We start from the raw sequence: 21,911 nt of genomic DNA on the forward strand, positions 1-21,911 counted from the left end.
ATAATCAGAGAGCTGGGTACACACATATGACAGATGGCGGACAACAACGCTACCGCTTCAGTGAAGCGCCAATTTGGGAGCTGCAGCGCAAATATTATGAAGAGCTGGGCATGCAGGCCTGGAAAAACGACCAGGTTCCGCAATATATTACGAGCAACCCGATGATCGGGACCGCCTATGCGGAGATGATCTTCGGTTTTTTACAGGACCGCGCAGGGTTGGGACAGACCACGGAACGGGTCATCATTCTGGAGCTGGGGGCAGGGGTGGGGCGGCTTGCGTTCCATGTGCTGCATCAACTGAGCCAATTAATTGAATATGCGGGGCTTACGCTTCCCCCGTTCACTTATGTAATGAGTGATCTGCCCTGGAAAAATATCAACGGCTGGCAGCAGCATCCCGGCCTCAGGCCTTTTGTGGAGCAGGGCATCCTTGATTTCGCACGATTCGATGCAGTCGCGGATACAGAGCTGCACCTGACAGAGAGCGGCATGGTAATTGTACCGGGTTCGCTGGCACAGCCGCTGATGGTGATCGCCAACTACTTTTTTGACAGTATTCCGCAGGAGCTGCTCTATGTGGATGAAGGCAAAATTTATGAATGCGAGGTATCGCTGCGCTACCCGGAGCAAGCGGCAGAGATGGGCACCTCCGAGGTGCTCAGGGATCTCATCCCCGAGTATCACTACCGCCGGGCGGCTGGCTATGAAGAGGAATCGTATCCGTACCGCGAGGTTATCGCCTTCTACCAGGAGCGGCTGGAGGATTCGCATGTGCTTTTCCCGGCGGCTGCGCTGGGATGTATGGAACGGCTGAAGGCGCTATCGGGCGCGGGGTTCCTGCTGCTGACCGCCGACAAGGGCGACCACCGGCTGGAGAACTGGGAATTTGTCGAGCCGCCGAAGCTGATTCATCACGGAAGCATTTCGCTTACAGCGAATTATCATGCGATGGTGTGTCATTTTGAGCAGAAGGGTGCATTATCCTCATTTACTGAGCATCATTACAAGAACCTGAACGTCGGCTGTATCTACATGCTGGAGGAGCCGCAGCGCCATGTACAGACCCGCTTGGCGTACCACAGATTTATTCAGCGCTTCGGACCGGATGATTTCTTCAGCATGAAGCTGTGGATCGACCAGAACTACGACAGCAGCGGAATACAGCAGATTCTGGCGTTCTGGCGGCTAGGCGGCTACGATGCCGAGCTGTTCATCCAGAGCGCGGAGCGTATCTCCAGCCTGCTGGAGGATGCCAGCGACGATGAGATTCTCGATTTGAAGCTGGGGATCGACCGGATGTGGGCTGGGTTCTATCCGATGCCGCAGCGGTATGATCTGGCCCTCGACAGCGGTCTGCTGCTGTTCGAAATGGGGCTGTACGAGGAATCGCAGCGTTACCTGACGCAATCGCTAAGGGAGACGGAGGACGAGCCTGTGGTCACGGTGCTCTACTGCCTGGCGATTTGCAGCTATGAGCTTGAGGATCTGGAGGCTGCGCGGGAGTATACACGCCGGGCGCTGGTGCTTGAGCCGGAGCATGAGGAGGCGCTGGATTTGCTGGCTGCGCTCAGCGGAGACTGATGACGGCTTTACAGCGCTGCTGTTTTTTTGTAAACTACTAGCAATTGAATCGAAACGCGATGATGAGAAGAGTAGATATATCCATTCTTTCACAGAGAGCCCCGGACGCTGAAAAGGGGCAAGAAACGGTATGTTGAACCAAGTCTCTGAGTGGCGTATCGGAACCGGCAGATTCCGGGGATGGTGCGACAGGAGCTCCTGTTACAGAGCTAGAGTATAAGCCTTGCCTGCCCGGCAATGCCGTACTTGATGAGATTAATATGGCGACATATTAATAAACCTGGGGTGGTACCGCGAGAATCTCGTCCCCAAGACCATAAGTCTTGGAGGTGGGGTTCTTTTTTGCATGGTTAAAGCTTGATAGCGGTCATCACAAACACACAGGAGGGTTCACACATGAATAACAGCACAGAAGCCGCAGCAGCGGAGAATTATATGGATAAGCTGATCAGGGAAGATATCGAGGCTGGAGTCTACAGCAGGGAGATCTGCACCAGGTTTCCGCCGGAACCGAACGGGTATCTGCATATCGGCAGCGCCTTTGCCACTCATACGAACTACGGGATCGCGCAAAAATATGGCGGTACCTTCCATCTGCGCTTCGACGATACGAATCCGCTCAAAGAAGATATGGAATATGTGAAGGCTATCATCGAGGACATCGAATGGCTGGGCTGCAGCCCGGGGGAGCATATATACTACGGTTCGGACTACTCCGAGCAAATCTATAACAGCGCGGTCGCCTTAATCCGCAAAGGCAAAGCTTATGTCTGCGACTTATCGCCGGAAGAGGTGACGGCCTACAGAGGCACACTGACGGAACCGGGCAAGGACAGTCCTTACCGTAGCCGCTCCGTGGAGGAGAATCTGGAACTATTTGAGGGGATGAGACAAGGGGCCTATCCCACCGGTTCCCGGGTGCTGCGGGCCACAATCAGCATGGCCTCCCCGAACATCAATCTGCGCGACCCGGTGCTCTACAGAATTATCCATGCGGAGCATTACCGCACAGGGGATGCCTGGTGCATCTATCCGATGTATGATTTTGCCCATCCGATTCAGGATGCCATTGAAGGGATTACCCATTCTCTGTGCTCGCTGGAATTCAAGGATCACCGGCCGCTGTATGATTGGGTGCTGGAGGAGCTGGGCATAGAGGAAGCGCCCAGGCAGAGAGAATTCGGACGGGTCAATCTGACGGGAGTGGTCACCAGTAAGCGTTATCTGAGAGAGCTGGTTGCGGGGAATTATGTGGACGGCTGGGATGATCCGCGGCTGCCCACACTGCGCGGTCTGCGGAGACGGGGCTTCACCCCGGAGAGCATCCGCAGCTTTGTCCGGGAGATCGGCATGGTCAGAAACCAGACGATGGTGGACTTCTCCATGCTGGAGCATTGCCTGAGACAGGATCTAAAATCCAGTGTGCCAAGTATAATGGCGGTGCTCGACCCGCTGAAGGTTGTTATCACCAATTATGAAACCGCAGCGACGGAATGGCTGACGCTTGCCAATAATAGCGAGAATGCGGAGCTGGGCGTGAGAGAAGTGCCGTTCTCGGGCGTTGTCTACATTGAGCGCGAGGATTTCATGGAGGAGCCGTCGCCGGGTTTCCGGCGGTTGATCCCGGGCGGCGAGGTGCGGCTGAAGGGAGCGTACATTATTAAATGCAATGAAGTTATCAAGGATGAGGCAACCGGTGAGATTAGCGAACTGCGCTGCACCTATGACCCTCTGACCAAAAGCGGCAGCGGCTCTAGCGAACGGAAGGTCAAAGGAACCTTGCACTGGGTCTCAGCCAATCACGGCATAGCGGCGGAGGTGTATCTGTATGAGAAGCTGCTGAAGGATAATGACGGTCCCAAGGCGGAAGGCGAAACCTGGGAGGCGTATATTAATCCGGATTCCATGAAGCTGATGAAGCATTGCCTGGTGGAGCCTTTTGCGGCTTCCGCCAGACCTGAAGATAAATTTCAATTTATGCGCCAAGGCTATTTCTGTGCCGACAACAAGCTGTCCAGTAGGGAGCGGTTGGTGTTCAACCGTATCGTTCCGCTGAAGGACACGTGGAGAGGAGGAAAATAAGCTTTCATGAAATGAATTTGAAAAACCAAAGGGTGAGTAACTTCATGTTCAACATATTTTCTTCACATTCCCTCCTTATAATGAAGCTCAGAACCCTGAATTCTGAAGGAGGCAAAGTGATGAACTGGTCCTGGTTAATTGCACTGGTCTGTCCGCTGATGATGATCTTTATGATGTTTGGCATGCGCGGAGGACATGGGCATGGCGGGCATGCGCGGCGGGAGCCGAAGCTGGAAGAGCTGCAGAAGGAGCTCAATGAGCTGAAAGCGCAAAATGAAAAAATGCGGGCAGATATTCACAGCATTACTTCTTAACGGCATGAAGGAATTAGGCACGAACCAGCATCGGGCGAGCGCCCAGGAATGACCCTGAAGCTCGTCCGTTTGTTTTGAAATAAGCATCTGAACGTAGGCCGCACTCTGTGGGGCTTTTTTTCATATGAATAAGAAAGCCCACGAAAGTCTATACGTGATTGCATTTTCTCCAATAGAATGCCCATGACGCAACGATATTTTTCATTCTGCTGTATTTTGTGCAATTGATTTTCGGGATTTCTGTTCAAACCGAGCTTTCGGCGGAAATCTGCTGCACCAAATACAACAGGTTCTGTTTTTCAACGGGTTTGTAGCCAATCTATTGTAGAGAGTGCAGCAGATTGCGTCTCGCTCCAGGAATAACCCCGGAATGGCGGGCATTCACACTAGGCTAAGAGTGCCAAGTATTTGTTTGCGCAAACCCATTTACATTTTTCAATAAGCGGATTATAATAAAATTAAATTAAAGTTGCACCAGGGAAACTTTCGTGTATGCAGACAACTTTTCCGGGCAAGAGGAGGGATAGAAATGATGGAGCAAACTGTAGCAGCAGAAGCAACTCCAATGATTAATAGCCGTAAGAACAAAATTTCAGCACAGGATGTGCTAAATGGGGATGTAAAAGGACTTAAGCGGCTCCTTCCTTTCCTGGGCCCGGCTTTTATCGCTTCCGTAGCGTATTTGGACCCGGGGAATTTCGCCACTAATATTACGGCAGGCTCGAAGTACGGATATCTGCTGTTATGGGTAATCTTCGCATCGAATCTGATGGGTGTTCTTATCCAGTCGTTGTCCGCCAAGCTGGGCATTGCCACCGGCAAAAATCTGCCGGAAGTGGCGCGGGAGAGATTTCCGAAGGGCGTATCCATTTTCTTGTGGATTCAGAGTGAGCTGGTCATTATCGCCACTGATTTGGCGGAGTTTATCGGAGCAGCCCTCGGACTATATTTATTGTTCGGCATTCCGATGCTGCCCGCCGCACTGATTACTGCAGTCGGTTCGTTCGCTATTCTCGAGCTGCAGCGGCGCGGCTACCGTACACTGGAGGCGGGGATCGCGGCGATGGTGATGATGGTCGTGCTGGCCTTTACGTTCCAGGTCATTATGGCGAAGCCGGATGCCGGGGCGGTTGTGGCCGGAATCTTCACTCCGCAGTTCCAGGGTGTGGACAGCATCCTTCTTGCTGCTGGTATACTCGGCGCAACTGTGATGCCGCATGCGATCTACCTGCATTCCTCCCTGACACAGAGCCGTATCGTCGGGATTGATGATCAGGAGAAGAAGCAAATTTTCAAGCTGGAATTCATTGATATTCTTATTGCAATGCTCATTGCCGGTGCGGTCAATATGGCGATGGTAGTAGTGTCTGCCGCGTTATTTTTCAAAAATGGGCTGGTGGTGGAGGATCTGGATGTTGCCTTTCAGCAGTTCAGTCATCTGGCCGGTCCGGTTACGGCAATTTCCTTCGGTCTGGGACTTCTCATCGCCGGACTCTCCAGCTCTTCGGTAGGGACAATGGCCGGTGATGTGGTCATGCAGGGCTTCATTAATAAAAGAATTAATCTCTACCTGCGGCGGGCGATTACAATTATTCCTCCGCTGGCGATTATTGCCTTCGGCATTAACGCTACAAGTGCTCTGGTCATGAGCCAGGTGGTGCTCTCGTTCGGGATCGCCTTTGCCCTGATTCCGCTGGTGATCTTCACCAGCAGCCGCAAGATTATGAATGGGCTGGTGAACCGCAAGATCACTACGGTTCTGGGCTGGCTTATCTCGGCGCTGGTCGTATCGCTGAATGTGTTCCTTGTCGTGGAGATGTTCATCTAAAAGCAAACAACGGGACCCTCCTGAGCAGGAAGGTCCCGTTATTTATAATGATCAAGATAGAGATGGGATTAACCTGTCTTGCTACTGCTTCACGATATCCTGTACGGCTTTGTCGAGCTTTTCCAGAAGCTGGTCACGGTTCACTTGGCCGCCGAGATATTCCTGCATCGCAGCCCCGAAGCCTTGAGTTACGCCGTCCGGGAACATATCCCAGTTCCAGCCGAGCGCGGCAGCGGATTTCTCCTGTACGGCAACCGCAACCTGGCCGATATCTGCCGCGTCAGTTTGAATATTGGTTTCAGCCGGGATGAACTTGAATTCTTTGGTCAGATATTTTTTGCCGGTTTCCGAGCTTACCAGCCAGTTGAGGAAGGCTTTGGCTTCTTCGGGATGCGCCGATTTGCTGTTCACAATATAGTTGTTAGGCACACCTACGAGAATCGTTCCTTCTTGGTCGCTGATGGGAAGCGGAAGGAGGCCGAGATTCATCGCCGGATCTATTTTGTCGATATCGCCCTGCGTCCAGTTGCCCTGCATCATCATGGCCGCTTTGCCGGAGGCAAATTCAGCAACCTGGGTAGCGTAGTCGGTCGTCATTTTATTATCCTGGGCATTGTCAAATATAACATCTACCAGGTCAAGCCATTGCTTGAATACGGCATTGCCCTTGATGGTTTCCGTACCGGCTTTGACATCCTCGATGAATTTCTTCGGATCGGGCTGGTGGGCCAGACCTACGTTAACCAAGTGAATTCCCATCGACCACCATTCATTGGTGGCTTCAAACGGGGTGATGCCTGCGGCTTTCAGCTTGGCTACTGCGTCTTTCAGTTGCGGCAGTGTTTTCGGCTCTTCGGTAATGCCTGCTTTCTTGAACAGGTCTTTGTTATAGATCAGTCCGTAGCCTTCAACGTTCATCGGCATGCCGTACAGCTTACCGTCTACAGTTGCCGGTGCTTTGGCGGTTGGAATAAGATTAGCCGCCCAAGGCTCATTGGACAAATCTGTGGCACGGTCCATATAAGGAACCAGGGCAGTATAGCCGCCGTTATTAAAAATTTCCGGTTCAGAGCCTGAGGCGATTTCGGCCTTCAGCAGCGCACCGTAATCTTCACCGCCGCCGTGGGTTTCCACTTCTACCTTAACGCCGGTTTCTTTCTCATATTCTTCGGCCAGCGCGTTAAGCTGCTCGGCAATTTCAACCTTGAACTGGAACATTTTAATCGTTACATTCTTGGCCGGGGCTGTGGTAGCTTCGGGTGACGCTGCTCCGGCATCCGGTGAATTGGCAGCGTTTCCACTTGTGGCGGAATTGTTGTTGCCGCTATTGCCGCAACCTGCGATAATAAGTGTGCAAACGATTGCGATAATAAAAGCAAGCTTTCTTTTCATAGTATAACCTCCCTGGTCTAGTGGTTCCTACACCTTGATCGTAATGTAATTGCGAGTGGACTTACACTTAATATTTTGCTCGAAAAAGTGGATATTGTTGCAAAGGGCTTATCCCTTAATGGAGCCGGCGGTGACACCTTCAACAATATAACGCTGCAGCGACAGGAAAAACAAGAGAATCGGCGTAATCGCCATGACCAGGCCTGCCAGGGCAAGGTCCCACTTCTTGGTGTACTGTCCAAAGAATTTCGTGACCGCCACAGGCAATGTGGTCAAATCCTTGTTCCCTCCAATGACAAGCACCGGCAGCAGATAATCGTTCCAGATCCAGAGCGTATTCAGGATAATAACTGTGACGATGATTGGCATCAGCAGCGGGAAGACGATGCGGAAGAAAACACCGTATGGACTAGATCCATCGACCCGCGCCGCTTCCTCCAGCTCTATAGGTACCGTCTTGATAAAGCCGTGGAACAGGAACACCGACAGCGGCATCCCGAAGCCGAGATAACAGGCCACAATGCCGTACAGCTCTCCGCGCATTTCCAGCAAGCTGGTGACCCGGACCAATTGCAGCATCAGGGACTGGAACGGAATGATCATGGCAGAGACGAGCATCAGGAACACAAAGGAATTGAAGCGCGACGGTTTTCTGACGATCTGATACGCCGCCATGGAGCTGAACAGCACGATTAAGATCACACTGAGAACAGTGATTTGCAGGGAGTTCCAGAACGCCTGAGGGAAGTTGATCGCATCCCACACCTTGGAGTAATTATCCCAGTGGGATACCTGCGGGAAGGATGCGGCATCAATAAGAATATCCTTCAGCCCTTTGACTGAATTGCTCAGCACCAGGTAGAACGGGGACAGGAACACTAGAGCCAAGAGGATAGCGGCGATTTCCAGAATAAAATTGTTAAGGCGGTATCTGCTGCTGTGCATTATGCCGACACCTCTTTTCGTTTAGTAAGCCAGACCTGTGTGACGGTGATCAGCGAGACGGCGAAGAAGAAGAGCAGCGCTTTGGCAGTTCCAAGACCGTACCGGTTGTTGACCAGCGCTTCCGAATATATATTGTAGGCCAGCGACTGGGTAGAGGTTCCCGGTCCGCCTTTGGTCAGCGACAGGTTGAGATCGAACATTTTGAAGGCGTTGGAGGTCGTCAGGAACAGGCAAATCGTGATCGCCGGCATAATTAGCGGGACATAGACGCTTTTGAACAATTGCGGAGCGCGGGCACCGTCGATCTGGGCGGCTTCGATCAGGTCCTTCGGAATCCCAGCCAGTGAAGCGATATATATGACCATCATATAACCGGCGGTCTGCCATACGAACACGATAACGAGACCCCAGAATCCGGTGTTCGGCGTACCCAGCCAAGGAAGCTGAAAGAAGGACAGGCCGGTGATTTCGCCGATAGTGGAGAAGCCTTTGGTGAAAATAAACTGCCAAATGTAGCCCAGCAGAATGCCGCCGATTACATTGGGCATGAAGAAAATTGTGCGCAGCACCTTCTTGGTCTTCAGCGACGTCATGAGCAGGAAAGCGAGCAGAAGTGCCAGAACGTTCGCGGCAATCACGGATACCACGGTAAAGCGCAGGGTAAAGACCAGCGATTCCCAGAACTTATCGTCATTTGTAAAAATCCGTTTCCAGTTGGCTGCGCCGGTCCAGACTGCCTTGTCCAGATCCAGCCCGTTCCAGTTGGTGGAGGAATAGTAGAAGCCGAGAACGAAGGGTATGACCACAATGGTCAGGAAGAATAGCAGGCTTGGCCACAGGAAGATGATTTGTTGTCCCCAGCCTTTTTGCAGGCGCAGAGCTTTTCTCATATGGAGTCTCCTTTGTATAGTTAATCTACCGGTTCACACCTTCATTATAGGTAGGCCCGGGAATCACCAACACTCAATTTGATGATGATAAAAGTGGATTATATTGCAGCGCTTTAATCGCACAACTTAAGCGAATGCTTCCGCCGCAAAACTTTCAGGAGGAACAAGACATGTTCAGAAACAGCATCCGAACCCGGCTGATGGCGCTTGTGCTGTTGGCCTCGGTGATTCCGTCGGCCATTTCGGTTACATTCTCATACCTCTATACGAAGCAATCGGTCACCGAGCAGTCCGTGAAGCAGAACACGAAGCTGTTGACGCTTGGCGAAGCCAATCTCAGCAGCTATTTCAGCGGAATGAACCAGCGGGCCATGTCGCTGTACAGCGGAATCAATGTTCCCAGCTCCTTCTATACAACCCTGCTTACCGCCAAAAGCCAGGATCATGCCGCTGCCGGCGCGGCCGTTCCCGATAACCGGGCCATTATCTCCACCCAGCTATACAACCTGTTCCTCTCGGATCAAAATACCTTCCAAATCCATCTGTATGTCCGGGCGGCCAGGCAGTCCAATCTGCTGCTGGGCGGCTATTTCCGCAGGGAGGTGAACAGCAGCTATGCCTTGACGGAGCACCCGGAAGGGACATACCGCCCTTATATCGAGGTGACCCATATGGATCATCAATACGGGGTGAAGTCCGGGTTCCCCAATTTGAAGCCTGGAAGCGAGCCGGTATTCACCGCTCATTTTCCCATCTACCGTACACCCAGCTCCGATGTCCTGGCTGATCTGTCCATTGACTACCGTCTTGCGGAGCTGGAGGGAATCGTCAAATCCATGTACAATTCGGATACGGAACGGCTGTATGTGCTGAACGAGCAGGGGCAGGCGCTGTTTGCTTCCGATCCGGACTGGATCGGCAAGCCGGTAGTGGCAGGCTGGAGCCGGCTTCCGGGGGATCAGGACAGCGGCCATTTCACCTGGAAGAAGGATGGCTTCAAAGGGATTGTAATGTACCGGCACATCGCGGACCCGTTGTTCAAGGGCAGCATTATCAAGCTGGTTCCCTATGAGGATCTGTATGGGGATGCGCGAATCATCACCCGCTTCAATACCGGGATCGGCGTATTGTTCCTGTTGCTGGGCGGAATTAGTGCGGTTCTCATCTCCATTGGCTTCACCAGACCGATCAAGAAGCTGATCTCCTTCACCCAGAAGGTGCAGATCGGCCAGCTTGATGCCCATATGGATGTCGAGCGGGAGGATGAATTTGGCCTGCTGACCCGCAAAATCACCGGCATGACCCGGACAATCAACGACCTGATCCTCAAGGAATACCGTCTCGAGCTGGCGAACAAGACCAACCAGCTCAAGGCGCTGCAGGCCCAGGTCAATCCGCATTTTCTGTACAATGCCCTGCAGTCTATCGCCAGCCTGTCCTTGCGCTACAACGCGCCGAAGGTGTATGATCTCATCTATTCGTTAGGCAGCATGATGCGTTATTCAATGAATACGGAGCGGATACAGGTACAGCTCCGCGACGAAATTGAGCATGTGCAGAATTATCTGATCCTCCAGACGGAGCGGTTCGGCGAAGAGAATCTGCGTCTAATTGTCGATGCGGAAGAGGACGCGCTGGAGGTAGTGGTTCCCAAGATGATCCTTCAGCCTATTGTGGAGAATATCTTCAAGCACGGCTTCGCAGACGGCATCCGTGAGGGGATGATCTTCATCGGCTGCGCGCTGGATAAGCAGGGAAGGCTAATATTGGCCGTCAAGGATAACGGCAAGGGGATTGAGCCTGAACGGCTGGCCGAAATCACGGCCGGACTTGATAGCAGCGGCAGAACGGAGCATGAGGAGATCGGGCTGTACAATGTGCTGGCCCGGCTCCGCCTGCAGATAAGCAGCGAAGCGCAACTGGTGCTGCGGGATAATGAGGATGGAGGTTTAACGGTTACGCTCATTATTCCGCTGGACAGCGACCACTAACATAAAGGAGCGGCAGGCCATGAAGGTGCTGATTGTAGACGATGAGAAGCATGTGCGGGAGGCGATCCGCTATTTTGTTCCGTGGGAGAAGCATAATATTAGCGGAATTTACGAAGCGACCAACGGGCAGGAAGCGATGCAGATTATGCAGGAGCAGCAGCCGGCCATTGTGTTCACGGATATGCGGATGCCGCTCATGGACGGAGCGGAGCTGCTGGAATGGCTGCACAGCCATTATCCGAATACGAAAACTATCGTGATCAGCGGCTATCAGGATTTCAATTACGTGAAGCCGGCAATCGTATACGGCGGTACAGATTATTTGCTGAAGCCCTTGAACAGCAAGCAGTTGATCGCCGCCGCCGAGCATGCCTTCAAGCTGTGGCTGGAGGAGGAAGAGGAGCGGCAGCAGGTGCACCGCCAGAACATGCGGCTGAACGAGCTGCGTCCTCTCTACTGGGATAAAGTGCTTTCAGACTTGGTGGCCGGACAGGCCTCCTTTCAGGAGCAGAGATCTTCGCTGTGTGCGGAGCTGGGGATGCCGGAGACGGCGGCAGAATGCAGAATAGCCGTCCTCACGCTTCAAGGGGCGGACTGCCGGCTGCTGCAGAGATTTCATGGTGACGTGGGACTGACCTCTTTCGTGCTGGCCAATGTCTGTAACGAGGTGCTCTCGCAGAAGCAAAGCGGCTTTGCCTTCCGTAGCTGGCAGGCCGGAGTCGATCTTGTGATTCTGTTCTGGACAGCCGCTGCGGAAGCTGACGAAGAAGTGAGCCGTATCAATGAATCCATTGGGCAGACCTATGGTGTGCAGCTAGATATCGGGCTTAGCCGGGTCAATGCTTTTCCAGACGGGCTGCAAACGGCCTTCCGGCAGGCGCGGCAAGGTCTGAACGAGCGGAATCTGCTCCAGCGGGAGGGGCGTATTCATCCCTATCGGGGACATCTGCATGATAGTATGCCTGAACAGGACTACGCTCCTGAGCCGTTGTTCGACAAGCTCGGAATAGCTGTCCTCTCTGGCGATGTGGAGAAGATGGAACGGGTGGTGGACGATTGGGCTGAGCAGCTCGGCAAGCTGTCCCTACTTACAGAGAGCAGCTTGCTGCGGCTTCAGGAAGAGATTGCTTCGGTGCTGAAGCGCTGGCGGCCGGAAGAGGAGATCACGCTTGAGCTTTGCTATGACAGTGAAGGGCTGTTCTCCGTGGCGAATTGGCGGGGACAACTGAAGGCGCTGCTGCAGCGCCTCTCCAAAGGAAATTCCCAGTCACCGGACAGCCGGCTTGTTCTGGAAATCAGGGAGTATCTCAATCAGAATTATGCGCAGGATATGACGCTTCAGCATATAGCCGAGCGCTTTTTCATCAGCAGGGAGAATGTCTCACGCAAATTCAAGCAGATCACAGGGGAGAACCTGTCCGATTATTTAGCCGGCCTGAGAATAGATAAAGCCAAGACACTGCTGCAAAATACAAATCTGCGCCTGTCGCAAATTTCCGAGCTGGTCGGCTATGAGGATGAGAAATATTTCAGCCGTGTCTTTAAGAAATCCACCGGACAGACGCCGCGTGAATTCCGCAAGCAGGAAGAGAAATCATAATGAATTTCATTGATTTTTCCTAAATATTCATTTCAGTTTTCCCTGGCGTTTGACCGATATAATGATATAGGTATTTGTACATATATTCATTCGGAGGATTCGGGAGGACAGGGTATGGAAAGGTATTTAGGCAGAAAAGTTAAAAATGACTTGATTAATTCCTATGGAGTAACGGTCATCCCTGCAAACAGCATTCTGAATGAAGAACATCTGGAACTCATTCGCAAGCAGAAAATAGATATTCTTGATATCATTTTTATAAATGAGGATGGGCAAGGGCCTTCCTGCCGGGAGTTAGTCTACAATGCTGTGAGCCTGTCGAAGGAGTTATTTGAATCCGTCCGGATTTCACGCAAGGTTCCGCTCGCGGATATCCGCAAGGATGTAGTGCCCGCTGTTCAGGAAATAGCCCGCAATCCGGATATCTTTGCCATGTTCCATGCGATTCAGGGGAAGGACGACTATACCTATCAGCACAATATCGGTGTGGGCGTATTATCCACGCTTATCGGCAGATGGATGAATATGGGCGAGGCCGAGCTGTCGGTGCTCTCGCTAGCCGCAACCCTTCACGATATCGGCAAGCTGAAGATCCCTTCTGAACTGCTCAACAAGCCGGGCAAGCTGACCACCCAAGAATACGAATTGGTCAAAAAGCATACGATTCTGGGCTACGAGATGCTGAAGGAGACCACAGGTGCGAACGCTCACATTACCCTGACGGCGCTCCAGCACCATGAACGAAATGACGGCAGAGGATATCCGCTGGGTCTGAAAGACGAGCAGATTGATGCCTACAGCAAAATCGTTGCTGTGGCTGATATTTTTCATGCGATGTCCTCCAAACGCCCCTATCATGATCCGGTGCCCTTCCATATCATTGTCGATCAGATGAGAAGGGGAAGCTTTGGCGCGCTTGACCCGCAGATTGTCTCGGTATTTCTGGAGAATATTGTGAAGCGGACCGTAGGCCGTGAAGTCACTCTGACCGATGGGAGGGTAGGGGAAATTGTATATTTGAACCCCCACAATATTGAAACCCCTTTAATTAAGATTGATGAAGAGTATATTGACCTGAGCAAGCTGAATTCGCTGAAGATCAAAGACATCAGCATTGAATAGGATTACCGTGAATTTAAAATAATCCGCCAGCCCCCGGCAATAACATTGACTGCGCTCTTCTGACAAAAATGCTGTGCGGACGATGGAATCGCCGGAGCAGTTGGCGCCGTCAATACCGCCGGGAGGCTGTTCTTACGTCCGCATACTGCGTTTCTTCCGGCAATACCGCTCCGCTTCACCGTTCCGCAAATACACCTCTGTTCTGAGATCGTAAACCTCTGTATAATTATTACATATTAGGGAAACAGACAAAGGAGTGCCGACGTGATCAGACCGAAATTATTTATTGGCTCCTCCAGAGAATCCATCCGCTATGCACGGGCGGTTCATGAGCAATTGAAGCGGGAAGCCCAGGTGAATCCGTGGTATGCGAGTGCGTTTCGGGCAAACGAATATACGATGGAGGCGCTGGAGAGGAACCTGGATGAGAGCGATTTTGCCGTATTCATCTTCTCGCCTGATGATGTAGCCAGAATCCGGGGTAAATATTATTATGTCACCCGTGATAACACTCAGTTTGAAATGGGGCTGTTCTGGTCCAGACTGCGGCGCAGCCGGGTCTTCTGCCTGCTGCCGGATCAGGTGCCGGCCCGCAGTGATCTTATTCCCGGTGAGAACATTGAAGAATATCATCTGCTCTCCGATTTATCGGGCCTTACACCTTTGGAATACGAATGGCAGCATGACAATCCGGTGGCTGCCGTCGATGTCAGTTGCGGCAAGATTATCGACAGCATTCAGGAGCATGGAAGCTTCAGTGATCCACTGAAGGAGCTGGAGAAGCTGAAGCATGAGCTTAGGCGGAAAGAAAGTATCCTTCACTTCTTTTGGCAATATAATAGTAATGTGACCACTCCTGAACAGGGAGAGAAATATCAGGCGCTTAGCGAAGCGATTCGCAATTCCTTCATGCCTCCAAGACAATGCCGGGTAATCGGTGCTGCGATGTGGCAGGCCCGCGAGGCAGAAGGTCTGGTCCAGGTTGGCGGAAATGTGGGACGCGGGCATGTCTATCCTCTTTCATTGACTGAAGAGAGGAGGATGCGTCCGGGGGTGATGGAAGCTTTTTTGACCAAGGAATGGACCTTTTTTCAGCGTACGGAAGTTGCGGAGGTATATATCCTATGCTATCCTTTAGGTGAAAAGCATGTCCTTTCTGTACATTTTTCGGGGAGCGACGGATTGTCGGCGGATGATCTTACCGAGGTCGTATCGTACAACCGGGATTTGTTCCGTACCGTCAATCATTTAGTGGGAGGGGACTAACACTATGAAGAATATGAAGAGCGCAGTAAGTGTATCCAGTGCGGTCCGCCGAACCGCAAACGGCAGCGGCACCAGTGAGGGCAGTAAAAGCCGCGCGAAGCGCAAGGCAGGGGCCGGAAGGCCGACCAAGCTATCTCCATCATCCATCAACGTATACATTGCGCCTTCACTGGAAGGCGGAGACGACGAATACAAGAAGCTTATCAGCGGGAAAGTAGACAACAACAAACCTTCATTTGCTTAGCTGAACAAAGGGTCCCCGGTTTATGCCGGGGACCCTTTGTTGTTCAAATATAAGATCGCTGAAACGGGTATCGTCCTTAAAAGGACGGCGTAGCTGGTTTCACTTGTGCATCACAAAGTATATAACTTGAACTTAAAAAATCATAAAAAGGTAGGAGTGCGGGGAAGTTTGGATACTTACGGAGCGGAAGCGACTGCCTCATTGCCCCCGACAGCATCTTTCGCTCCCCTTCAGGCATTTAGGAGCAAAAGCGCGCCAGCATCGTCTAACCTTATCCAGCTCTATTCCGAGCCTGCCCGAGGCAGCCGAAATCACCGAATGCCCGATTGCATGTTCATAAGAAGCTGGCCGCCGGTGAACCCCATATTCATCCGCTCCATTAACAACATAAAGAATTAATGATGTTAAATTTTCTGCGACGGAGAGACACCGCTTTTTTTCTTGGCAATCTCCCGCCGTACAACCGGAGCCACCTCGGTAGCCAGGAGCTCAATCGCGGCGGCCACCTTGGCGTACGGAAGCCCGCCGATATCGAGCTGCGTCATGAAGCGGTTATGGCCGAAGAGCTCATGCTGGTACAGAATTTTCTCGATGATTTGCTGCGGGCTGCCGACGGCCAGCGTGTTGACCGGAGAGACGAAGCGGTCGAAATCACTGCGCGAGACGCGGTATTCCTGTCCGGGATGGGGGCTGATGGCATTGCGGTAGCTGTAGTAATAAGGGTAAAATTCGTCCAGCGCCTGCTGTGAAGTCTTGGCAATATAGCCGTGGCTGGTGATGGCAATCTTCAAATCCTCAGGGGCATGTCCGGCTTCCGCTCCATATCTGCGGTACGTGTCCGCAAGATTCTGGAACGGCTCCGGGCTGCCGCTGAGAATGGCAATAGCCATGCCAACCCCAAGCCGCCCGGCGTTCCCGGCGCTTTCGGCGGAGCCGCCGATTCCAACCCAGAGCGGAAGCTTCTCCTGCAATGGCCGTGGAGCAATCTCGGCATGGTTCAGCGGCGAACGGAAGGTTCCCTTCCAGTTCATCACTTCCTTCTGGTTCAGATCCAGCAGCAGATCCAGATTCTCGGCAAAGAGCTGCTTGTAGTCTTCCAGCTCATAGCCGAACAGCGGGAAGGACTCTAAAAATGCACCGCGGCCGGAGATAATCTCCGCCCGGCCTCCCGACAGCAGATCAAGCGTGGCGAAATCCTCAAATACCCGCACGGGATCAATGGTGCTCAGCACAGTGGTCGCGCTGGTCAGCTTGATTCGCTTGGTCACCTGGGAAATCGCAGCCAGCACAACCGGCACCGAGGAAATGACAAAGTCCAGGCGGTGATGCTCACCTACGCCAAACACATCAAGCCCGGCCTCATCGGCCAGCCTGGCTGCGTCAATCACTTCCTTCAAGCGCTGCTGGGGGCTGATCCTCTGCCCTGTATGGCAATCAGTTACGATATCTCCCAATGTATAGAGACCAAATTCAAATTCCGGCACAGTTTCTCTAGCATTATTATTCATCTGTCCCAACCCCTTATTCTATAGAATGTTATAGTAGTATCTTCTTCACAGTCAAACTCGTCCGGGTGTAAGAAAGAATATAAGGTATTGTAACACAACAACTTACAAAATGTAAGTATATGAATGTAAGTTTGTTAATGAATGTTTGGTGAACTTTGAACTTCTTTTTTATTGCCAAGGGAGATATGATTGAGTTCAGAATAGAAGCATTAATGCAAATGACAAATGGGGGCATTATGGAACAACAAGCGATTTGGGCGATTGGTATCTTTCTGCTTACATACGGACTAATTATATCGGAGAAGATTCACCGCACCGTTCTGGCTATGCTTGGAGCGCTGGTCATGATTGCGGCAGGAATTGTCAGCCAGGAAACGGCGCTGGAGCATATTGATTTTAATACCATTGGGCTGCTAACGGGGATGATGATGATGGTGGGCATTACCGCTGAGACAGGTCTGTTCTCTTATGTCGCGGTAAAGACAGCCAAATTGGCCAAAGGCAAGCCGAGAAAAATATTGGTTGCTCTGTTTATTGTCACAGCGATTGCTTCGGCCTTCCTCGATAACGTTACGACAGTTCTGCTGATGGTACCGATTACCTTTAGCATCACCAGGCAACTGCGCATTAATCCTCTGCCCTTTCTGCTGTCGCAGATTATTGCCTCGAATGTGGGGGGAACGGCGACGCTGATTGGAGATCCGCCGAATGTTATGATTGGCAGCGCCGTGAAGGAATTGACGTTTATGGCGTTTATCAGTAATCTGACACCGGTGATCCTGATTATCACTGTGGCGTATATGCCGCTGCTTTTGCTTATGTTTGGCAGGCAAATGAAGTCTTCTCCGGAGCTTCAGCGAAGTATTCTGGAGATGGATGAGCGGGCGATGATCACAGATTACATGCTGCTGCGCAAGTGTCTTGTGGTGCTGGGGCTTACCATTCTTGGCTTTTTTCTCCATCAGGCGGTTCATTTGGAGTCGGCAACGGTGGCGCTTGCGGGGGCGTTCCTTTTGCTGCTGCTGACTGGTGGGGAACACATGCTGGACAAGGCTTTTAAGAGCGTGGAATGGATTACAATATTTTTCTTCGTTGGCCTGTTTGTTCTGGTGTCGGGGCTAGTGGAGACCGGTGTGATTGCCGAACTGGCTGCGAGAGTTATGGAGCTTACCGGGGGAAATGTGACGACGGCTTCCATGCTGATTTTGTGGCTGAGTGCGATAGCCTCCTCTTTCCTGGATAATATTCCTTTTGTAGCGACAATGATTCCTTTAATTCAGGAGATGGGGACGCTGGGGATCAGCAATTTGGAGCCGCTGTGGTGGAGCCTGGCTCTGGGCGCATGCCTGGGAGGGAATGGTACACTGATCGGAGCGAGCGCCAATCTCATTGTAGCCGGTCTAGCTGAAAAAGAAGGGCATCCCATCACTTTCATGAAGTATTTGAAGGTCGGTTTTCCGCTGATGCTGCTCTCGATAGTCATCTCCAGCTTGTATATCTATCTAAGATATCTGATTTGATCGGCAAACAGACTGGCCGCCATAACGCCTTAAAACTGGTACGCGGTGAAATAATGTCTTGCATATACATCTCTTTTTGATTAAGATAGCAGAAACTGGTGTGCAGGTAATGCCAGTCCATAATAAGATGACTATGACGAAGAGAGTAAGCGTGAAGAGCGGATCTTAACAGGGAAGGTGTGCCGGAGACTGAGAGCACCCTCAAGAGACGATTTGCGCTGAAGTTCACTTCCGAGTCGGCCCCTGAAGTACCTGCTGCAGAAGGTATGTGTAGGATGGCCCGCGCTCCGCGTTACCGGGTGTAAGACAGAGTGATTCCTGCCTGGAATAGATTGTTGGTATTCCCGGTACTTGCATAGTCATAGGGATTCATTTCTAAATTAGGGTGGTACCACGGCTCCTCGTCCCTTGCGACGGGGGGCCTTTTTGCGTTTATAAATTTCAAATCAAATGACAAGAGGGAGTGGAAGGTAATGAGCAATGTGGAATTGGATGGTCTGAGAGCCCGTCTGGATGAAATCAACGAGCAACTGCTGGTGTTGATCTCTGAGCGGGCCGAGGTGGTGCAGGAAATTGGGATTGTAAAAGAAAAGCAGGGCGTTCCGAAGTTCGATCCCGAACGTGAAAAGCAAATGCTGGAGAAGCTGGTTGCGGGCAACAAAGGGCCTTTCACAGGCGGAACGATCCGCACCCTCTTCAAGCAAATCTTCTCCGCTTCGCTGGATCTGCAAAGCACGGACCACAAGAAATCCCTGCTGGTAGCCCGGAAAAATCATAAAGAGGATACGGTGATCGTTCTGCCCGGGGACGTAACCGTTGGCGGATCATCTTCGCTGATGGTTGCAGGTCCGTGCTCTGTGGAGAGCGAGCTGCAGACCCGCACAGTTGCTGCCGCTTTGCAGAAGGCCGGTGTGAAGGTTATGCGCGGAGGGGCCTTCAAGCCGCGTACCTCACCTTATGATTTCCAGGGTCTCGGAATGGACGGTCTGAGAATTTTGCGGGAAGCGGCCAAGGAGTATGGCCTGTTGACCATCAGCGAAATCGTAGACCCCCGGCATATCGACGAAGCGCTCGATTACGTGGATGTAATTCAGGTTGGAGCCCGGAATATGCACAACTTCGAACTGCTCAAAGCCGTGGGCGAAGTCAATAAACCGGTGCTGCTGAAGCGCGGATTATCCGCAACGCTGGACGAATTCATTCATGCGGCGGAATATATTATGTCCCGCGGCAATATGGAGATTATGCTGATTGAACGCGGCATCCGCACTTATGAGAAAGCGACCCGAAATACGCTCGACATCTCGGCAGTGCCGATTCTCAAGCAGGAGTGCCACCTGCCGGTGCTGGTCGATGTGACCCACTCCACCGGACGCAAGGATATTCTGATTCCTTGTGCCAAGGCTGCACTTGCCGCAGGCGCCGACGGTATTATGGTAGAAGTGCATCCCGATCCGGCTACCGCACTGTCCGATGCAGCGCAGCAGCTCAATATCGAGGAGTTCAATACCTTCTTCAATGAAGTGAAAGCCTCGGGACTTTACCGTAACTAACGCTTGCAGACGCGGCTTGAATTGCGGGTATTGAATCTATGCATGGCTTTTATTATGAAGCTGTCACAGGAGCTATCCAATAGTTTCTGTGGCAGCTTCTTTTCATGCAAGAAATTTTTGCCGCAGGAAAAAGGAATTTCAAAAATATTGTCGAAATTTTCCGTTAGAGGGACATTTGTCATTGTGTAATCCCAAAAGACCCTACTTTAATAACGCAATTGCCGTGCGCGAAAGGGAAGGCCTCCATGTTTTCTTTTATCCGAAAAAGACTTATTGCCCGCATCCTCTGTGTCATGGCTGCAGTCATTCTATGTATCGCAGCGGGCAACATCGCCCTTCAATGGGCGAACACCGGATCAGCGGTAAAAGGGACAATCAGCAGCTACAACATGAACATTGCGAGCCATTATGTTACGCAGATTGATTCCGGACGCTACAAAGATTTTTTGGCTAAGCCGCAGGAGACAGACCTGTACTGGTCGCTCCGGGATGAACTGGATCATTTCAGGAAATCTATCGGCGCGCGTTTTGTGTATTTTGTCAGGATTGATACAGACGGCCAACCGCTCTTGATGATCGACGGCAGACCCAAGGGAGATCCGCTGGCTTCGCCAATCAACGAGCAGACGGATATGCCTGCTGCTGCGGTTGAGGCCGTGCTCGCCGGAGAAAATGCCAGTTCCCCGGTGATCAAGAACCCCGAATATGGCGACTACATATCGGCATTCGTACCGATGAGGGATGCTCAGGGAGCTCTGGTTGGAGCGCTGGGCATTGATACGGATGTCTCAGTTCTCAGTACTGTGACCCGCGATGTCCTGATCCGCAGCCTGCCGCTCTACGGCATTATTCTGGCTATATCCTTAGCAGCACTGGGGATCATGGGGTGGTTCATCACCCGGGTCTTGCGTCCGCTGCGTACGATTACAGAAAGTGCGGGCATGATGGCACGGGGGGACCTGGCGGAAGCGGCCCGTATTCTGCATGCGCATCCCGTCAAGTCTCAAGAGGAAATTGGAACAGCTTATCAGGCGATGCTGCGGATGTCAGACGGTTTGAACACAAGAGTCAAGGGAATGGTATCCCATGTGTCCACGGCATCGGATTTCCTGTACGGCTCCTCTGAGACATTCGCCAGGAATGCCAATGATGTCCTGCGGATGAGCGAGGCGGTTAATAGTAAAATCGGAGAGATTTACACCGGCGCCAGCACACAGACGGAGGGCGCGCAGAGCAGTGCCCTGGCGATGAACGAGATGGCGCAAGGTATTTCCCGGATTTCGGCATCCTCTTCATTTGTCTCGGAATCGGCAGTTAAAGCGCTGGAAATGGTGGAGTCTTCCCAGACGGTCATGAACGAAATGAACCGGCAGATGCATTCGATTTCCGCATCTACCGGGCAGACCCTGGATATGGCGATGCTGCTGCAGGGCTATGCTAATGAGATTGAAGGGGCACTGGCGGCAATAGGGCAGTTCGCGGATCAGACGAAGCTGCTGGCGCTGAACGCTTCGATTGAGGCGGCGCGCGCCGGAGAACACGGGCGGGGCTTCACCGTTGTAGCCGGTGAAGTGCGCAAGCTGGCTGAGGGCTCTGCCGCTTCGGTACAGCGGGTCGCCGAATTGCTGATTCATATCGGCACGGCGTCGGCAAGCATCGGTACGCAGATGACGGCTGCCTCGATGGAGGTTGGCGAAGGCGTGCGCATGTCCGCCGAAGCGGAAGAGGCCCTGCGGGAAGCTTCAGGCGCTTTCCGTGAGGTGGCCGGGCAGATCATTGATGTCTCAGCAACGGCGGAGCAGCTCTCCGCAGGCTCGGAAGAGGTGGCTGCAACTGTGGGCAGCATGGCTCATATTGCCGGCGGTGTATCGGAGCAGACCCGGCAGATCCGTGAGCTGACCGATTTGCAATTGGAGAAAATCAAAGAGGTATACGAGGCTTCGACGGTCATCAGTGCGCATGCAAGCGACATGCGGGAAGCCATCCGGCAGGTGAGGGTATAGGCGGGTCAGCCGCCCCGTCACGGAAGAAGGCCGCTTTCCAAAGTGTCCTACTATTGGTATGATTACAAGG

At 52.3% G+C, this 21,911-nt stretch carries 17 protein-coding genes and 1 other annotated feature; of the genes, 12 read left to right on the plus strand and 5 right to left on the minus strand.

Going from position 1 to position 21,911, the window contains the following annotated elements; translation table 11 throughout:
• The first annotated feature begins 26 nt into the window (after positions 1 to 26).
• The 4 genes from B212_RS0100765 to B212_RS0100780 all read left to right on the plus strand — a co-directional run bounded on the left by B212_RS0100765 (position 27) and on the right by B212_RS0100780 (position 5,807).
• The gene (locus B212_RS0100765) at positions 27 to 1,583 is read left to right on the plus strand and encodes a tetratricopeptide repeat protein (RefSeq protein WP_019908341.1); all 1,557 of its coding nucleotides are present in this window, start codon (positions 27 to 29) and stop codon (positions 1,581 to 1,583) included.
• Positions 1,584 to 1,633: 50 nt separating this feature from the next.
• Positions 1,634 to 1,896, plus strand: a binding site (T-box leader).
• Between the two features lie 83 nt (positions 1,897 to 1,979).
• Positions 1,980 to 3,665, plus strand: coding sequence for a glutamine--tRNA ligase/YqeY domain fusion protein (locus B212_RS0100770; RefSeq protein WP_019908342.1), 1,686 nt, complete (start codon positions 1,980 to 1,982; stop codon positions 3,663 to 3,665).
• A gap of 119 nt (positions 3,666 to 3,784) precedes the next feature.
• Positions 3,785 to 3,979, plus strand: coding sequence for a DUF2933 domain-containing protein (locus tag B212_RS0100775; RefSeq protein WP_028530527.1), 195 nt, complete (start codon positions 3,785 to 3,787; stop codon positions 3,977 to 3,979).
• 565 nt (positions 3,980 to 4,544) lie between these two features.
• Positions 4,545 to 5,807, plus strand: coding sequence for an Nramp family divalent metal transporter (locus B212_RS0100780; protein WP_036668668.1), 1,263 nt, complete (start codon positions 4,545 to 4,547; stop codon positions 5,805 to 5,807).
• Positions 5,808 to 5,888: 81 nt separating this feature from the next.
• Here the strand turns inward: B212_RS0100780 and B212_RS0100785 are convergent, their stop codons facing one another.
• The 3 genes from B212_RS0100785 to B212_RS0100795 all read right to left on the minus strand — a co-directional run bounded on the left by B212_RS0100785 (position 5,889) and on the right by B212_RS0100795 (position 9,034).
• A complete protein-coding gene (locus B212_RS0100785; protein ID WP_019908345.1) occupies positions 5,889 to 7,199 on the minus strand; it encodes an ABC transporter substrate-binding protein in 1,311 nt (436 codons plus the stop codon).
• A 108-nt stretch (positions 7,200 to 7,307) separates the two neighbouring features.
• On the minus strand, positions 7,308 to 8,144 hold the full coding sequence (locus B212_RS0100790; protein WP_019908346.1) for a carbohydrate ABC transporter permease: 837 nt from the start codon (positions 8,142 to 8,144) through the stop codon (positions 7,308 to 7,310).
• Entirely contained in the window at positions 8,144 to 9,034 is an 891-nt protein-coding gene (locus tag B212_RS0100795) for a carbohydrate ABC transporter permease (RefSeq protein WP_019908347.1), read from the minus strand. The genes B212_RS0100790 and B212_RS0100795 overlap by 1 nt, the downstream gene beginning before the upstream one ends.
• A 170-nt stretch (positions 9,035 to 9,204) precedes the next feature.
• Here B212_RS0100795 and B212_RS0100800 point away from each other — a divergent pair, with 170 nt between their 5' ends.
• The 3 genes from B212_RS0100800 (at position 9,205) to B212_RS0100810 (ending at position 13,747) form a co-directional block, all read left to right on the plus strand.
• Positions 9,205 to 11,025: a sensor histidine kinase gene (locus B212_RS0100800; RefSeq protein ID WP_019908348.1), complete on the plus strand. Its 1,821-nt coding sequence runs from the start codon at positions 9,205 to 9,207 to the stop codon at positions 11,023 to 11,025.
• 19 nt (positions 11,026 to 11,044) lie between these two features.
• On the plus strand, positions 11,045 to 12,625 hold the full coding sequence (locus tag B212_RS0100805; RefSeq protein WP_019908349.1) for a response regulator: 1,581 nt from the start codon (positions 11,045 to 11,047) through the stop codon (positions 12,623 to 12,625).
• A gap of 114 nt (positions 12,626 to 12,739) precedes the next feature.
• The gene (locus B212_RS0100810; protein WP_019908350.1) at positions 12,740 to 13,747 is read left to right on the plus strand and encodes an HD-GYP domain-containing protein; all 1,008 of its coding nucleotides are present in this window, start codon (positions 12,740 to 12,742) and stop codon (positions 13,745 to 13,747) included.
• A gap of 2 nt (positions 13,748 to 13,749) precedes the next feature.
• On the opposite strand, the gene B212_RS34230 is transcribed toward B212_RS0100810, so the two are convergent.
• Entirely contained in the window at positions 13,750 to 13,926 is a 177-nt protein-coding gene (locus B212_RS34230; RefSeq protein ID WP_156830038.1) for a hypothetical protein, read from the minus strand.
• A gap of 85 nt (positions 13,927 to 14,011) precedes the next feature.
• Between B212_RS34230 and B212_RS0100815 the strand changes: the two genes are divergently transcribed.
• Both B212_RS0100815 and B212_RS30440 read left to right on the plus strand, forming a co-directional pair.
• A complete protein-coding gene (locus tag B212_RS0100815; RefSeq protein WP_019908351.1) occupies positions 14,012 to 15,013 on the plus strand; it encodes a TIR domain-containing protein in 1,002 nt (333 codons plus the stop codon).
• 4 nt (positions 15,014 to 15,017) lie between these two features.
• Positions 15,018 to 15,257, plus strand: coding sequence for a hypothetical protein (locus B212_RS30440; RefSeq protein ID WP_019908352.1), 240 nt, complete (start codon positions 15,018 to 15,020; stop codon positions 15,255 to 15,257).
• Positions 15,258 to 15,661: 404 nt separating this feature from the next.
• Here B212_RS30440 and B212_RS0100825 read toward each other — a convergent pair whose 3' ends face one another.
• Positions 15,662 to 16,765: an LLM class flavin-dependent oxidoreductase gene (locus B212_RS0100825; protein ID WP_019908353.1), complete on the minus strand. Its 1,104-nt coding sequence runs from the start codon at positions 16,763 to 16,765 to the stop codon at positions 15,662 to 15,664.
• A gap of 236 nt (positions 16,766 to 17,001) precedes the next feature.
• Here B212_RS0100825 and B212_RS0100830 point away from each other — a divergent pair, with 236 nt between their 5' ends.
• The 3 genes from B212_RS0100830 (at position 17,002) to B212_RS0100845 (ending at position 21,841) form a co-directional block, all read left to right on the plus strand.
• Positions 17,002 to 18,285: an SLC13 family permease gene (locus tag B212_RS0100830; RefSeq protein ID WP_028530528.1), complete on the plus strand. Its 1,284-nt coding sequence runs from the start codon at positions 17,002 to 17,004 to the stop codon at positions 18,283 to 18,285.
• A 473-nt stretch (positions 18,286 to 18,758) separates the two neighbouring features.
• Complete coding sequence (locus tag B212_RS0100835; RefSeq protein WP_019908357.1) at positions 18,759 to 19,838, plus strand: bifunctional 3-deoxy-7-phosphoheptulonate synthase/chorismate mutase; 1,080 nt, start codon at positions 18,759 to 18,761, stop codon at positions 19,836 to 19,838.
• Between the two features lie 245 nt (positions 19,839 to 20,083).
• Entirely contained in the window at positions 20,084 to 21,841 is a 1,758-nt protein-coding gene (locus B212_RS0100845) for a methyl-accepting chemotaxis protein (protein WP_019908359.1), read from the plus strand.
• Positions 21,842 to 21,911 lie beyond the last annotated feature (70 nt).

Source organism: Paenibacillus sp. HW567 (assembly GCF_000374185.1).
Classification (GTDB): domain Bacteria; phylum Bacillota; class Bacilli; order Paenibacillales; family Paenibacillaceae; genus Paenibacillus_AQ.